A 14,623-nucleotide genomic window follows, 5' to 3' on the forward strand; every position below is an offset into this window, starting at 1 on the left:
GCGTGGGTTACATGGCTGGAACGGGCCGGATGCGCGTTACACCGGCACCTTCTTCAGCATTTCCACACCGACCTGGCCGGACGCGATCTCGCGCAGCGCGACGACGGTCGGCTTGTCGCGGCTTTCGATTTTCGGCGTATGGCCTTGCGCGAGCTGCCGCGCGCGGTAGGTGGCGGCGAGCGCCAGTTCGAAGCGATTGGGGATTTGCTTCAGGCAGTCTTCGACGGTAATGCGAGCCATGTTGGTAATTCCTTCTGAATATAGTCCTTATTCTACCTTATGTCCCTCTGCCCCCGCGTCATTCCGCGTGGGGCAGATGGATCCCGAGCTCGATGAACAGCTCCGTGTGTCGCGCGTACTGCGAAGCAAAGCGCAGGCGCGTCGCCGCGACGATGCACTCGAGCTCGGCCAGCGCGCGATCGAAATTCTCGTTGATCACGACGTATTCCGCTTCGGATGCATGCGCCATCTCGCTGCCCGCGGCGAGCAGGCGTCGCGTGATCACGTTCGGCTCGTCCTGGCCGCGCTTCTTCAGACGCTCTTCGAGCGCGTCGAGTGACGGCGGCAGAATGAAGATGCCGACCGCGTTGCGGAACTGCTTCTTCACTTGCTGCGCGCCCTGCCAGTCGATCTCGAGCAGCACGTCGTGGCCGTTCATCATCTGGTCTTCGATCCAGACGCGCGACGTGCCGTAGTAGTTGCCGTGCACTTCCGCGCTCTCGAGGAATTCGTGCGCGGCGTGGCGCGTGCGGAAATCCTCGACGGTCGTGAAGTGATAGTGCTGGCCGTCCTGCTCGCCCGGGCGCGGCTTGCGCGTCGTGTACGAAATCGACAGGCAGATGTCGCTGTCCTTCGACAGCAGCGCATTCACGAGCGTCGACTTGCCGGCCCCCGACGGTGCGATGACCATGAACAGGTTGCCGGGATAGACGCCGCCGTGCAGCGAATGCGACGCGTGCGCGTCGCGAGTGGATTCGGTCATGTTGCTTTACTCCAGGTTTTGCACTTGCTCACGCATCTGCTCGATCAACAGCTTGAGCGCCATCGATGCGTCGGCCAGCTCCTTCGCCGCCGCCTTCGAACCGAGCGTGTTTGCCTCGCGATTCAGTTCCTGCATCATGAAGTCGAGACGCTTGCCGACGCGGCCGCCCTTCTCGATCACGTGACGCGTTTCGTTCAGGTGCGCGGTGAGTCGCGACAGCTCTTCCGCGATGTCGATCCGGATGCCGTACATCGTCACTTCCTGACGAATGCGTTCCGCGGCTTCCTCGCGCGTGACGATCGGCGCGCTGCCTTCGGGTGCCGCGATGCCGAGCGCTTCCTGCAGCCGCTCGACGATCTTCTGCTGATGCTTCGCGATCAGCTCCGGCACGAGCGGCGTGATGCGCGCGACGATCGCTTCCATTTCGGTGACGTTCGACAGCAGCATCGTCGCCAGTTGCGCGCCTTCGCGCGAACGCACGACGACGAGCTCGCCGATCGCTTCCTTGCCGCTCGCGAGCACCGCGTCGCGGATCGCTTCCGCCGACACGCCGCTCTCGGCAAGCACGCCCGGCCAGCGCAGGATCTCGCCCGCGCGCAGGCGGCCGACGCCCGGGAACGAATCGAGCACCGAGCGCTCGAGCTCGGCGAGCTGGCCGAGCGCCGACTGGTTCAGCGCGCCCGCGCCGATGCTCTGCTCGCCGCGCTGCAGGTTGATGCGCACGTCGACCTTGCCGCGCGACAGCTTGTTCATCAGCATTTCGCGCAGCGCGGGTTCGCACGCGCGCACGTCGTCCGGCATGCGGAAATTCAGGTCAAGGAAACGCGAGTTCACGGTGCGCAGTTCGACCGACACGCTGGTGCCGCCGTTGCCGCCGGCCGTCACGAGTTCGCGCGTCGCGCTCGCATAGCCCGTCATGCTGTAGATCATGGTTCGTCTCGCCGTCTGGATGCCCTTGCGGGCGGAATATGTCGAGGCGCCCGGCGCGTCGCAAGGCGCGGGGCGGGAAGCGCGCATTATCCCATTTTTGCGCCCCACCCCGCCGGGCACGGATGCCGTTCGGCGCTAGAATCGGGGTTTCGTCCTCCGTCCACGATTTCCCCATGACGTCTTCCCTTTCCCGCCCGAGCGGCCGTCGCGCCGACGAACTGCGCAAGGTCGCCCTCACGCGCCACTACACGAAACACGCCGAAGGCTCCGTGCTGGTCGAATTCGGCGACACCAAGGTGATCTGCACCGCAAGCGTCGCCGAGCGCGTGCCCGAATTCCTGCGCGACCGCGGGCAAGGCTGGCTCACGGCGGAATACGGGATGCTGCCGCGCGCGACGCACACGCGCAGCGACCGTGAAGCCGCACGCGGCAAGCAGACGGGCCGTACGCAGGAAATTCAGCGCCTGATCGGCCGCGCGCTGCGCGCGGTGTTCGATCTGGAAGCGCTCGGCCCGCGCACGATCCACATCGACTGCGACGTGATCCAGGCCGACGGCGGCACCCGCACGGCGAGCATCACCGGCGCATTCGTCGCCGCGCACGACGCCGTGTCGAAGCTGATCGCCGCCGGCAAGCTCACGCGCTCGCCGATCACCGACCACGTCGCCGCGATCTCGGTCGGCGTGTACGAAGGCACCCCGTTGCTCGACCTCGATTACGCGGAAGACTCGCGCTGCGACACCGACATGAACGTCGTGATGACGGGCGCTGGCGGCTTCGTCGAAGTCCAGGGCACCGCCGAAGGCGTGCCGTTCTCGCGCGCCGAGATGAACGCGCTGCTCGACCTCGCGCAAAGCGGAATCGGCCAGCTCGTGCAGCTGCAGAAGGACGTGCTGGGCGCCGCCCATGTCTGACGATCGCACCGTCGCGCCGCTGTCGCACATCGTGCTTGCGTCGAACAACGCCGGCAAGCTGCGCGAATTCACCGCGCTGTTCTCGACGGTCGGCATCGAGATCGTGCCGCAGGGCGACCTGGCCGTGCCCGAGGCGGAAGAGCCGTTCGGCACGTTCATCGAGAATGCACTGACGAAAGCGCGCCATGCGTCGCGGCTCACCGGCCTGCCGGCGATCGCCGACGATTCGGGCCTGTGCGTGCGCGCGCTGCGCGGCGCACCCGGCGTCTATTCGGCGCGCTACGCGCAGCGCGCGGGCCGCGACAAGGGCGACGCAGCGAACAACGCGTACCTCGTCGAGCAGTTGCACGGCGTCGAGGATCGACGCGCATACTATTGCTGCGTGCTCGCGCTCGTGCGCCACGTGGACGATCCCGAGCCGCTGTTCGCCGAAGGGCGCTGGACGGGCGAGATCGTCGACACGCCGCGCGGCGAACACGGATTCGGCTACGACCCGTATTTCTACCTGCCGGCGCTCGGCGCGACGGCGGCCGAACTCGAACCTGCCGTCAAGAACACGCACAGCCATCGCGCGCTCGCGCTGAAGGCGCTGCTAGCGCGGCTCGCAGAGGAACCTGCATGACCGTCTTCGTCACGCATTCGCAGCCGGAGGCCGCATGAGCCAGGCCGCAGAAACCGGCGCGCGCGTCGTCGCGACGTTCACGTCGCCCGGGCAGGTGCGGCTCACGTCGCTGCCGCCGCTCGCGCTGTACGTGCATTTCCCGTGGTGCGTGCGCAAGTGCCCGTACTGCGACTTCAACTCGCACGAATGGAAAGGCGAGCGGTTTCCGGAAACCGAGTATCTCGACGCGCTGCGCGCCGACCTCGAGCAGGCGCTGCCGCTCGTGTGGGGGCGGCAGGTGCACACGGTGTTCATCGGGGGCGGGACGCCGAGCCTGCTGTCGGCAGCCGGCCTCGACCGGCTGCTGTCCGACGTGCGCGCGCTGCTGCCGCTCGATGCCGACGCCGAGATCACGCTCGAGGCGAACCCGGGCACGTTCGAAGCCGCGAAGTTCGCGCAGTTCCGCGCGAGCGGCGTGAACCGCCTGTCGGTCGGCATCCAGAGCTTCAACGAGGCCCATCTGAAGGCGCTCGGCCGCATTCACGACACCGCACAGGCGCGCGCGGCCGTCGAGATCGCGGCGAAGACGTTCGACAACTTCAACCTCGACCTGATGTTCGCGCTGCCGAACCAGACGCTCGACGAGTGCCGGACCGACATCGAGACCGCGCTGTCGTTCGCGCCTCCGCATCTGTCGCTGTATCACCTGACGCTCGAGCCGAACACGCTGTTCGCGAAGTTTCCGCCGACCGTGCCCGACGACGACGCATCGGCCGACATGCAGGAGTGGATTCACGAACGCACGACCGAGGCAGGTTACGGACGCTACGAAGTGTCCGCATACGCGAAGCCGAATCATCAGTGCAAGCACAACCTGAACTACTGGCGTTTCGGCGACTATCTCGGGATCGGCGCGGGCGCACACACGAAGCTGTCGTTCCCGAACCGGATCCTGCGGCAGGCTCGCTACAAGCATCCGGCGACCTTCATCGAACAGGCGATGGCCGGCACGCCGGTGCAGGAAGAACGTGAAGTGGGCCCACGCGACCTGCCGTTCGAGTTCATGCTGAACACGCTACGGCTCGCCGAGGGCTTCCCCGTGCACAGCTTCGTCGAACGCACCGGGCTGCCGATCGGCACGATCGAACCGGCGCTGCAGGAAGCGGAACGACGCGGACTGATCACGCGCGATTTCGCGCAGATCGCACCGACGCCGCTCGGCCAGCGTTTCCTCAACGACCTGCAGGAATTGTTCCTGCGCGACGATTGAAGAAAAAACGAGGCGGCATTTCGGTTACAATGCCGCCTCGTGTGGAAGCGTGGCCGAGCGGTTTAAGGCACCGGTCTTGAAAACCGGCGACGGGAAACTGTCCGTGAGTTCGAATCTCACCGCTTCCGCCAGATACCCCCTCTCTTCTCATCGGAATTGGTCGGATTCAATCGACCAAACGCCCGCTAGGCAAGGCTCTCACGCCTAACCCATCAAAAATTCCCATCGGATTCGGTTGCCTCCAGTCGGAGTAAATCGTAAAGCTTTTGGCGGGTTGAGAGTTGGAGAGGAAAACGATGCCGAAGATCGCGGCAGAACTGAGCGCTCTTGCAGTGTCGCGCTTATATCGAAGCCGGGCACGCATCCGGTAGGCCGTGTCGCCGGCCTTCAATTGCAGATCAGTCCGACCGGAACGAAGTCATGGTTGCTTCGAGCTATGGTCGGTGGACGACGCCGGGAAATCGGCCTTGGCGCATATCCAGCGGTATCGCTGAAAGAGGCCCACGTCAAAGCACCGGCAACGCGAGATGAGATTGCCAGCGGCATCGACCCTGTTCTTGCTCGCAAAAAGGCCGCGAGCCGGCTCCGAGCCAGTCAGGCATACGAGATCACTTTCGAGGAAGCCGCGAAGCGCTTCATCAAGGCCAAAGTCCCTGAGTGGAAGAACACAAAACACGGGGATCAGTGACGTAACACCCTCGCGGAGTATGCGTATCCCGAGCTCGGCAGTCTGATGGTTCGGCACGTCGCCCGGCCACACGTCATGGAAGTGCTGGAGCCAATCTGGACGACAAGGACGGAAACGGCATCGCGGCTACGCGGGCGGATCGAGGCCATGCTCGATTGGGCGCGCGTCAAAGGCTTCCGCGACGACGGCATCAACCCGGCTGCATGGCGCGGCAACCTCGACAAGCTGCTATCCACGCCAAAGAAAACCGAGCGCGTGCGCAATCACCCCGCCCTCCCCATCGAGCGTATGGCGGCATTCATGGCAACGCTGCGCGTAACGGAGGCCCGGCAGAGCGCGTTATTGGCTCACCGGCGTTCGTCGCACTTGCCCACATGGTGTTAGTTGCTGGCAAGGATGAAGCGGCCGAGCGGAGAATTCTGGCCCGCGCGAAATCGAATATTGCCGCGGACGATGGAAGTGTGTCGTATGCGCTCGAAATGACCGAAACGAACGGCATCACAGCAAGCCGGGTTGCATGGGGTGAATTGATCGACGGATCGTGTACACCACGAACGCCATAGAAAGTTTGAACATGCAGTTGCGCAAGATCATCAAGACCCGTGGTCACTTCCCGAATGACGAGGCGGCCATCACGCTGCTCCGGCTGGCGCTGCGCAACGTACTGGCCAAGACCGTCGGGCTGCGTTCGACTGGAAATCAGCGATGAACCCGTTTGCTATCCTGTTCGGAGAGCGATTTATGCAGCGCGCGGATTAACGTGCTGCTCAACCGCCTCGCCCACCAAAATGCGGACAGGTTCATTCGATACGGACGGCGCGCTCAATCGCTTCCGTATCCCATCGACCAAGACGCATTGCCTCTTCCAACATCCCGAGCGTAAGAGGGACCAACTCCGGATCGCGATACCTGGAAGAGAACAGCCCGAGGATCGACCGAACCACGTCAAGGGTATCGGGACCGAAGTAGCGCTTGTACGGGAAGTTCGTCACGTCGACGCCGAAGGTCTCGGCCCACTTGTCGATGAACTCGATTGCGTCGATTCCGGTGATGCGAAGGTCCTCTTCCATTCGGCTATCGCGTGTCAACTTCAGCGGACCGCCAAACATCGGCCGTCCTAGCTCTTCACGCGCGAACGCCTCAAGCTGCTCCCATGTCGTGTCTGTCATATCACAGCACCCTGTCTTCCGGCTTCACGATGCCGTTGTAGACCTGCACCGTGTTCCACATAACGATTGCCGCATCGGTCGCCAGCATGATGGTTCCGACCACCGGCACCGCGCGCCCCACAAACGCCCCGAGATTGCGCGTCATCGCGATTCGCAGTCCACCTACGCCAGCCTTTGTGATGGTTGGTAGCCGCATACCGATATTGAACGGCAAGAGTTTTCGCGCGGCCATCGAAACGACAGACGTACCGGCAACCGCGCCGCGCAGCTTGCCCGGCACCGGCACATCGTTTTGTCCTAGCAGGATGCCGGCAGCGGCCGCAAGATCGCTGAAGCCAAACCGCTTGCAAAGTTGGTCGGCCGCGACCCAGAAAAACAAATCGGCAGGCTGAAGATTGATATGCCCGTTGTACGAATAGCGATTGTCCGCCATGCGGCCCTCAATATTGTTTGAATGAGCGCCGAGATTACCAGAACCTCATCTCAGCCCCTCTTTCATCAATGGCGGGTTGTTTGGCGGGTTGAAAAATAACATCCCCCAAAACCCTTTATTTACATACATCCTAGGCGGACACCGCTTCCGCCGGAGCATCAAGGAATACGGGCCGCCTGGCCCGTTTTTCGTTTCTGCGATGAACGCGTCACTGTCGGGGCGACGCGCTCCGCAATGCGTAGATCGGCGGATCCTGATAGGTCGTGTCGATCGTGTACCCCTGCTTTTTCAGCGCCGCCTCGGTTGCAAGTCGTTCGGCGTGATACTTCTGCAGTTCCGGTGTGATCAACGCCTTCCAGTTGCGAATGTTCTCGGCCTCACCGGGAAAGTACCCGATCCCGTAGAACGCATACTCGTTGCTGATACTCACGGTCAGCAGATAAGTCGTCTTCCCGACGAAGCCGCCCATGTTGCTTTCCATGAGCGACACGTCAAGATAGATGCCGTCTGCATAGAACTCCCATCTCGGCATTTCCCTTACCGCGGCCCGCCACTCCGCTATGGTCGGTGTGTAGCTGGAATCCAGCGAGTAGATCGAATCGGTTCGCATGTAGTCCCACGCCTGCTTCCCGGTGAGTCGTGGATCCCCCGTATCGATGTATCGCACCCATCCTTTCGCACGCAGATCGGAAAACAGTTTCGTCATCCGCGCCAGGGCAGCTTCATGAGTGTCAGCCTGCTCGGGGCTGACGCCGAAATTCACGCTCCAGTCGTAGATGCCGCCCGGGACATCGTTGTCGCTGGCACCCAGTGTGGACAGCACGTTGTCGATCACGAAGCTGTGCTTTCCGTGTTCGATCCGGACGACGCCCAGATCGCCTCTGACCCAGTCGCGCTGGTAGAACTGCATTCCGGACGGATGCTTGTCGACCGACGCGCGTGCTCCGCGGACATCGGAATCCCTCGGCTCGCCGAGCCGGATCGGCGTAGGCAGCTTCGCGGCGTTGCCGTTGTCGGGCATCGGGCCGGGCTTCCAGACGTAGGCAGCCATCGCGACGGCAGCCAGCAGCAGCGTGGCGATCAGCGAGAGGAATAATGTTTTCTTCATTGTTCTGCGATACGCGCCGCGGAAAACATCGGCCCGCGTACGGCACGGCAATCGGCGCCAGAACCGAAACCTGTTTCGTTGTCGATCATCTTCTTTGGCTTTTTGCGGTCTGTTTCTCACCAGACGATGGCTGGCGCTCTCAGGCCGCGATTCTACAGTCGAATCTCCAGACAATTCCTTCAGCCCGATCGCCAGCCACCCGACGCGTCCCGCCGGATGCCGTTACAATCCGGCGCTCCGAATCGCGAAACGGGAAACCTACGTCATGAAGCCTTTCATCGCCTCGTCGCTCGTCGCCCTGCTGGCCGCCGTGAGCCTGTCCGCGATGGCCGCCGATCCCGCGGCCGCCAGCGACGCGCAAACGCCGTCGTGCGCGATCGCGTACGTGAAGGGCGTCGGCGGCTCGCCGCGCAGCCTGCGCGAATACCTCGCAAGCTCGACGCCGTACAACTACCTGAAAGACAACGAGATCCAGTGCAAGGTGTCGGATGACGGGCGCGCGTCGAACTGCACCGGCGTGACCTATATCCGCAACGAACAGGTCAGCGTGTACGACGACTCCGATCCGACGACGCTCACCGTCGTCGCCCCGGTGGAGCTCGATCACGGCGAGAAGTACCCCGTGATCCTCGTCGTGCAGCGCAAGGACGCACGCTGCACGCGGTAACGCGCGACACGGCACGCCCGACGTTGCCGCAGACGATGCGCGCAAGCCTCACGGGCCGCGCCGCCATCGCCTAAAATTCGATCAGCACGGCGACACGACCGCCGCCGCGTACTCGATGCCGCTCGCGCCATCCGTGCGGGCGGCACACGGAGATCGCCATGACCGAACTGTCGACCGCGACGGAACACGTCGATTACGAAGGTTTCGAGATCCATGTCGTGCCGAGCACCGCCCCCGGCAGCGACACGCGCTACACCTACACCGGCTACGTATGCCATCCGGGCGCGAATCCCGCGCTGCCCGGGCATGCGGTGCCGTTTCACGCGGACGGCGAGGAAAGCTTTGCGAGCATCGACGAAGCGGTCCACGAAGCCGTGCACCTCGGCAAGAGCATCATCGACGGCACGCATCCCGACCTGTCGGTGCTCGCACTCGTGACGCACGGCTACTGACCGGGCCGACCGCATGCACGCATCGACGGCGCGCGTCACGCCCGCACCGTCATATGTCGCGTCACATTGCAGCGCACGCCGGCTGCACCGGAGAGCGTCGTCATCAGCGATCGCGACGTTACCCGTCGGGCGTTATGCGTTTCTCCCGATATCGCGCGGCATCCGCGCGCCTATCATTTTTTTATAGTCACCCGCCGGCGATCATCCCATGCGCCCACTTCCCCGTTCGAACCCCGACCGGCTGCGTGTCGCCGTGCTGGTCGCCGCGGCGATGCTCGCCGCCTGCACGATTACCCCGCCGTCGCTGCACTCGATCCTGACGATTCCGTCGGTCACCCGCAGCGCGAGCATCGACCAGTATCGCGTGGAAGTCGCGCAGCGCGTCGCCGAGCGCAATCCGTCCGGCATCTCGCATGGCACACCCCAGGCGATGCTGCGCTCGCTCGTGGTCGTCGCGTTCACCATCGACCGCAGCGGCCGCCTCGTCAACGCATCCGTCTATCGCAGCAATGGCGACAGCGAAGCCGAAGCGCTCGCACTCGCGTCGCTGCGCCGCTCGGCACCGCTGCCGCCACCACCATCGAAACTGCTCGACGGCAACGGCCGGATCGAGATGATGGAAGGCTGGCTCTTCAACGACGACGGCCGGTTCCAGTTGCAGAGCACGGCGTCGGCGCAGGCGCAGTCGCTCGACTAACCCCTCGCTGGCCCGCGATTGCCGCTATGCGGCGGCGCTGGCTATAATTTTCCGCAATCGCGCGGTCATCCTGCCGCGCGCGCGTTCGCACGCCGCACCCGGCAAGCGAACCGACCACGCCGGCACCGGGCGGGGCGACCTATCCGTCTCCATCGTCGACCGGCGGGTGACGTCCGCGCCACGGCGCGCGTCCACGCCGCCACCGCTTCATCCGTTCGGCTGCTCCCGGCAGGCGCCCCGCCCGCTCGTGCGCATCAGCCGACCGCCCCAACGACAAAACGGAGACTTCCATGTCCGCATCCCCCCCGACCGTTGCGCACGCAACCGGTTCGGCCGGCGCCGTCAGCCACCGGCGCATCGTGTTCGCGAGCTTCATCGGCACCGCGATCGAGTTCTACGATTTCTACGTCTACGCAACCGCCGCGGCACTCGTCATCGGCCCCGTGTTCTTCCCGCACGGCTCCGCGACCGCACAGGCGCTGTCGGCGTTCGTCACGTTCGGCATCGCGTTCATCGCGCGGCCGATCGGCTCGTTCCTGTTCGGCCACTTCGGCGACCGCATCGGCCGCAAATCGACACTCGTCGCGTCGCTGCTGGTGATGGGCGTATCGACCACCGCGATCGGCTTCGTGCCGGGCTACGACACGATCGGCGCGCTCGCACCGGTGCTGCTGTGCGTGCTGCGCTTCGGCCAGGGGATCGGCCTCGGCGGCGAATGGGGCGGCGCAGCGCTGCTCGCGACCGAGCACGCGCCGCCAGGCAAGCGCGGCTGGTTCGGCATGTTCCCGCAACTGGGGCCGTCGGTCGGCTTCCTGATGTCGAACGGACTGTTCTTCGCACTCGCGCTGTCGCTGTCCGACGATCAATTCCGCAGCTGGGGCTGGCGCATCCCGTTCCTCGTCAGCGCGGTGCTCGTCGCGCTCGGCCTGTACGTGCGGCTGAAGATCACCGAGACGCCCGCCTTCCAGGCCACGCTCGATCGCAACGAACGGGTCCGCGTGCCGGTCGCGACGCTGATCTCGCAACACTGGCAGCCGACGCTGCTCGGCGCGCTCGCGATGGTCGTCTGCTACACGCTGTTCTATATCTCGACGGTGTTCTCGCTGTCGTACGGCGTGTCGGCGCTGCATATTCCGCGCCAGAGCTTCCTCGGCCTGCTGTGCCTCGCCGTCGTGTTCATGGGGCTCGCGACGCCGCTGTCGGCCTGGGCGTCCGACCGCTTCGGCCGCAAGCCGGTGCTGGTGGCGGGTGCAATCGCCGCGTTGCTGTCCGGTTTCGCGATGGAACCGCTGCTCGGCAGCGGCTCGATGCCGCTCGTCGCGCTGTTCCTGACGCTCGAACTGTTCCTGATGGGCGTGACGTTCGCGCCGATGGGCGCGCTGCTGCCGGAACTGTTCCCGACCAACGTCCGCTATACGGGCGCGGGCGTCGCGTACAACCTCGGCGGGATTCTCGGCGCGTCGATCGCGCCGTACATCGCGCAACTGCTCGCCGCGCGCGGCGGATTGTCGTGGGTGGGCGGCTACGTGTCGGTGGCTGCGGCGATCAGCCTGATCGGCGTGCTGCTGATGCGCGAAACCCGCGACTCGTCGCTGGTCTGAGCGTCGGGGACGACCCGGGTTGTGCCGCGGCCGGCGCTGCTTATACTCGATTCAGGGAGCGCCGCCGTGCGCTCCCGGGATCCCTTCCCGAAGGAGCCGCCGCGATGAATATCCGCCTCGACAACGCCGACCTCGTCCTGATCCTCGCGCTCGCGCTGGGTGGCGCGCTGCTGCTCGCGCTGCGCTTCCGGCCGAAAACCTGGCGCGGCCTGCTGTTCGAGGCGCTGCTGGCGAACGTGGCGGCCATCGCCGCGGTGATCACGGTCGAGGTACTGCTGGCCTGAACCGGGGCCGCCGGCTTCGTCAAGCCGTCAGCATGACGGGGCGCACACCGTAGGCCGGGCCAACCGCATCGATCGCGGCCAACGCCTGCGCAACGGACGGCACCGTGCCCGGCTCGCCGATCGACAGCGCATTCGGCGCGCCGCCGATTCCGCAATGGTGGCGCGACGTCGCGACGAAAATCATCACGGTCGGCCGCTGCAGCGCGTGCGCCATATGCACGAATCCGGTATCGACCCCCACCACGAGCGCGGCCCGGCCGATCGCCGCGCCCAGTTCACGCACCGACATCGCAGGCAGCACGACCGCCCCCGGGGCCCGAGCGACGATGTCCTGGGCATCGTCGTGTTCGGCGGACGAGCCCCACGGCACCAGCACGCGCACGCCGCGCGCCATCATCTGCATGGCGAGCGCGGCCCAGTGATCCGGCGGCCATTTCTTGTCCGGATTGGATGTCGCATGAAACAACAGCATGAACGGCGCGCCGTCGGTCACGGCGGCAGGCAGGCTCGCATCCTGCGGCGGGACGACGCCGTATGCAGCGATGCCTTCGGGGACATAACCCAGCGCCTCGCCGGCACTGACGCGCATGCCGTGCCACGCGTCGCAGTCCGGGCGCGGGCCGAAGCGATGCGAATACGCGAAACGCGCGCCCGTCTCGCCGAGATCCTGCGTCTGATAGCCGACCCGGCGCGCGGCCCGTGCGAACGTCGAAATGATCGCGCTCTTGTAGACGCCGTGCAGGTCGATGACCGCATCGTACCGGTGCGCGCGCAGCGCCCCGATCGACGCGGAAATCGCCTTCAGATCGCCGCGGTTCCGGCACTTCTTGAACCGCCGCAACGGCGCACAGAGCACGTTGCTTACGCCCGGGTGCCAGCGCACGACTTCGGCACACGACTCGTCCACGGCCCAGTCGACCGTCACGCCCGGAAAGGCCCGATGGAGATCCGCGACGACCGGCAGCGTCTGGACGACATCGCCGAGCGACGTCACTTTCACGATAAGGATGCGTTTCACGTTTCCTGTGGGGAAGAGCATGGCATTTCGGCATGCTAACGACGCAGTCGCCACAAAAGCATTACCCCCCCATTACATTTGCAACAAAGTGCGTCGATTTCTTGAAAGTTTGTCGAGCCCCGTGTGCATCCGGTTCTTTTTATAATGCATTCTTTGCCCGCCGGCCTGTCGCCGATGCCACGCCCCACCCTTCCTACCCTGTTTCCCGCCCTCACCCGCCGCTCGGTGCGGATCTGGCGCCAATACGGCGTGTTCTGGCTCGGCGCGATCGCCGTGGGTCTCGCGGCCGTGCTGTACGCGCGGCTGATCGACTGGGGCTACGACACGTTCCGCACGATGCGCGACCACGCCGCGTGGCTGCCGCTGGTGTTGACGCCGGCGATCGCCGCGGCGTCGGCCTGGCTCACGCGCCGCTTCTTTCGCGGCGCAGAAGGCAGCGGCATCCCGCAGGTCATCGCGACGCTGCATGCGCGCCCCGGCGCGTTCGGCGCACGCCTGCTGACGCTGCGCATCCTGTTCGGCAAGGTGCTGATCTCGTTCATGGGTATCCTCGGCGGCTTCACGATCGGCCGCGAAGGGCCGACCGTGCAGGTCGGTGCCGCGCTGATGTTCAACCTGAGGCGCTTCTACCCGCGCTCCAATGCGCAGATCGAGCGCCAGCTCGTGCTCGCCGGCGCGGCCGCCGGCCTGTCGGCCGCGTTCAATACGCCGCTGGCCGGGATCGTGTTCGCGATCGAAGAGCTGACCCGCAGCTTCTCCGCGCGCGCAAGCGGCGTGCTGATCACCGCGATCATCCTCGCCGGTGTCGTGGCGCTCGGCCTGAACGGCAACTACACGTACTTCGGCACGATCGACGCCGGCCAGCATTTTCCGAAGATGCTCGCCGTCGCCGTGCTCGTCACCGCGATCGTCACGGGGATCGCGGGCGGCCTCTTCAGCTGGCTGCTGCTCAATACGGGCCGCTGGCTGCCCGCACGCCTGCTTGGCCTGTATCGTGAGCGCCCGATCGCTTTCGCGGCGCTGTGCGGCTTCGTGATCGCCATCGTCGGCCTCGTGTCGGGCGGCACGACGTTCGGCAGTGGCTATGCCGAAGCGCGCGGCCTGCTCGACGGCCATGAGCAGCTTTCGGCGTTCTATCCGTTCCTGAAGATGGTGTCGATGGTCGCGTCGTATCTGCCGGGCATCCCGGGCGGGATCTTCGCGCCGTCGCTATCGATCGGCGCCGGCTTCGGCAACCTGCTGCACCTCGTGTTCGGCGACATGAGCCTGCCGATGCTGATCGCGCTCGCGATGGTCGGCTACCTCGCGGCGGTCACGCAGTCGCCGATCACGTCGTTCGTGATCGTGATGGAGATGATCAACGGCCACGCGCTCGTGATTTCGTTGATGGCAACCGCGCTGGTGTCGAGCCGTATGGCACGCTTTTTCGCGCCGCCGCTGTACGAAACGCTCGCGCAGCGCTATCTCGCACCGCCCGCGGCCGCTGCGCCAACCGCTACTGCTGAGGGAGCGCCGGCGGCGAGCAGCGTCACCGAACCGCAGGATACGGATGCGGCTCCCGCCGATCCGCTCGATACGCTGCGTGACGAAAGTGGCGGCGAGGCAGACGCCCGGGCAAGCGACAACGGCGCGGTGAACGCGCCTGCGACGCCGCACGACGACGAGCCGGTCGCGCCGGACGCGAACGGCCCGGCGCAACCGGGCCCGCGCGACGCTCAGTAGATCACCACCGGCGCCGGCCGGTAGTAGACGGGACGGGCCGGCACGACGATGCAGCCGGCCAGCGTGATCGCGACGAGCGCGATGGCG

General features: G+C 65.3%; 18 protein-coding genes, 1 tRNA gene and 1 pseudogene. 13 read left to right on the forward strand and 7 right to left on the reverse strand.

Annotation, left to right across the window (positions count from 1 at the left end; all coding sequences use genetic code 11):
• Positions 1-36: 36 nt before the first annotated feature.
• The 3 genes from rpoZ to BX604_RS02665 are packed head-to-tail and all read right to left on the reverse strand — an operon-like array spanning position 37 to position 1,912.
• Positions 37-240, reverse strand: coding sequence for a DNA-directed RNA polymerase subunit omega (gene rpoZ / locus BX604_RS02655; protein ID WP_044848533.1), 204 nt, complete (start codon positions 238-240; stop codon positions 37-39).
• A gap of 58 nt (positions 241-298) precedes the next feature.
• Positions 299-982, reverse strand: coding sequence for a guanylate kinase (gmk, locus tag BX604_RS02660; RefSeq protein WP_098549450.1), 684 nt, complete (start codon positions 980-982; stop codon positions 299-301).
• Between the two features lie 6 nt (positions 983-988).
• Positions 989-1,912: a YicC/YloC family endoribonuclease gene (locus tag BX604_RS02665; protein ID WP_098549451.1), complete on the reverse strand. Its 924-nt coding sequence runs from the start codon at positions 1,910-1,912 to the stop codon at positions 989-991.
• A 173-nt stretch (positions 1,913-2,085) separates the two neighbouring features.
• Between BX604_RS02665 and rph the strand changes: the two genes are divergently transcribed.
• From rph to BX604_RS02700, 7 genes and pseudogenes are all read left to right on the forward strand, one after another.
• Positions 2,086-2,826, forward strand: a complete 741-nt coding sequence (gene rph, locus BX604_RS02670) for a ribonuclease PH (RefSeq protein WP_098549452.1) — start codon at positions 2,086-2,088, stop codon at positions 2,824-2,826.
• On the forward strand, positions 2,819-3,448 hold the full coding sequence (rdgB, locus tag BX604_RS02675; RefSeq protein ID WP_098549453.1) for an RdgB/HAM1 family non-canonical purine NTP pyrophosphatase: 630 nt from the start codon (positions 2,819-2,821) through the stop codon (positions 3,446-3,448). Before rph ends, rdgB begins: the two co-directional genes overlap by 8 nt.
• Positions 3,449-3,482: 34 nt before the next feature.
• Positions 3,483-4,697: a radical SAM family heme chaperone HemW gene (hemW, locus tag BX604_RS02680; protein ID WP_098549454.1), complete on the forward strand. Its 1,215-nt coding sequence runs from the start codon at positions 3,483-3,485 to the stop codon at positions 4,695-4,697.
• Between the two features lie 43 nt (positions 4,698-4,740).
• A tRNA-Ser gene (locus BX604_RS02685) sits at positions 4,741-4,828 on the forward strand.
• A 293-nt stretch (positions 4,829-5,121) separates the two neighbouring features.
• Entirely contained in the window at positions 5,122-5,385 is a 264-nt protein-coding gene (locus BX604_RS39420; RefSeq protein WP_373562411.1) for an integrase arm-type DNA-binding domain-containing protein, read from the forward strand.
• Between the two features lie 45 nt (positions 5,386-5,430).
• Complete coding sequence (locus tag BX604_RS39425; protein ID WP_373562412.1) at positions 5,431-5,769, forward strand: phage integrase central domain-containing protein; 339 nt, start codon at positions 5,431-5,433, stop codon at positions 5,767-5,769.
• Between the two features lie 148 nt (positions 5,770-5,917).
• A pseudogene (locus BX604_RS02700) lies at positions 5,918-6,144 on the forward strand (transposase); the annotation flags it as partial.
• A 41-nt stretch (positions 6,145-6,185) separates the two neighbouring features.
• On the opposite strand, the gene BX604_RS02705 reads toward BX604_RS02700, so the two are convergent.
• From BX604_RS02705 to BX604_RS02715, 3 genes are all read right to left on the reverse strand, one after another.
• The gene (locus tag BX604_RS02705; RefSeq protein ID WP_098549455.1) at positions 6,186-6,554 is read right to left on the reverse strand and encodes a DUF1493 family protein; all 369 of its coding nucleotides are present in this window, start codon (positions 6,552-6,554) and stop codon (positions 6,186-6,188) included.
• A 1-nt stretch (position 6,555) separates the two neighbouring features.
• On the reverse strand, positions 6,556-6,987 hold the full coding sequence (locus BX604_RS02710) for an STM2901 family protein (protein WP_098549456.1): 432 nt from the start codon (positions 6,985-6,987) through the stop codon (positions 6,556-6,558).
• Between the two features lie 208 nt (positions 6,988-7,195).
• Positions 7,196-8,095 carry a hypothetical protein gene (locus tag BX604_RS02715; protein WP_098549457.1) on the reverse strand — a complete coding sequence of 300 codons (900 nt, stop codon included), beginning with the start codon at positions 8,093-8,095 and terminating at the stop codon, positions 7,196-7,198.
• A gap of 265 nt (positions 8,096-8,360) precedes the next feature.
• On the opposite strand from BX604_RS02715, the gene BX604_RS02720 reads away from it, so the two are divergent.
• From BX604_RS02720 to BX604_RS02745, 5 genes are all read left to right on the forward strand, one after another.
• The gene (locus BX604_RS02720) at positions 8,361-8,762 is read left to right on the forward strand and encodes a hypothetical protein (protein WP_098549458.1); all 402 of its coding nucleotides are present in this window, start codon (positions 8,361-8,363) and stop codon (positions 8,760-8,762) included.
• A 158-nt stretch (positions 8,763-8,920) separates the two neighbouring features.
• Positions 8,921-9,214 (forward strand): hypothetical protein, encoded by a 294-nt coding sequence (locus tag BX604_RS02725; RefSeq protein WP_098549459.1) that lies wholly within the window; start codon positions 8,921-8,923, stop codon positions 9,212-9,214.
• A 208-nt stretch (positions 9,215-9,422) separates the two neighbouring features.
• The gene (locus BX604_RS02730; protein ID WP_098549460.1) at positions 9,423-9,911 is read left to right on the forward strand and encodes an energy transducer TonB family protein; all 489 of its coding nucleotides are present in this window, start codon (positions 9,423-9,425) and stop codon (positions 9,909-9,911) included.
• A 290-nt stretch (positions 9,912-10,201) separates the two neighbouring features.
• Positions 10,202-11,512 (forward strand): MFS transporter, encoded by a 1,311-nt coding sequence (locus tag BX604_RS02740; protein WP_098549461.1) that lies wholly within the window; start codon positions 10,202-10,204, stop codon positions 11,510-11,512.
• A 104-nt stretch (positions 11,513-11,616) separates the two neighbouring features.
• Entirely contained in the window at positions 11,617-11,796 is a 180-nt protein-coding gene (locus BX604_RS02745; protein WP_098549462.1) for a hypothetical protein, read from the forward strand.
• Between the two features lie 19 nt (positions 11,797-11,815).
• Here the strand turns inward: BX604_RS02745 and waaC are convergent, their stop codons facing one another.
• The gene (gene waaC, locus BX604_RS02750; RefSeq protein WP_098549463.1) at positions 11,816-12,814 is read right to left on the reverse strand and encodes a lipopolysaccharide heptosyltransferase I; all 999 of its coding nucleotides are present in this window, start codon (positions 12,812-12,814) and stop codon (positions 11,816-11,818) included.
• A gap of 174 nt (positions 12,815-12,988) precedes the next feature.
• Here waaC and BX604_RS02755 point away from each other — a divergent pair, with 174 nt between their 5' ends.
• A complete protein-coding gene (locus tag BX604_RS02755; RefSeq protein ID WP_098552678.1) occupies positions 12,989-14,536 on the forward strand; it encodes a chloride channel protein in 1,548 nt (515 codons plus the stop codon).
• The last annotated feature ends 87 nt before the right edge of the window (positions 14,537-14,623 follow it).

Source organism: Burkholderia sp. JKS000303, from assembly GCF_002563755.1.
Taxonomy (GTDB): Bacteria; Pseudomonadota; Gammaproteobacteria; order Burkholderiales; family Burkholderiaceae; genus Burkholderia; species Burkholderia anthina_B.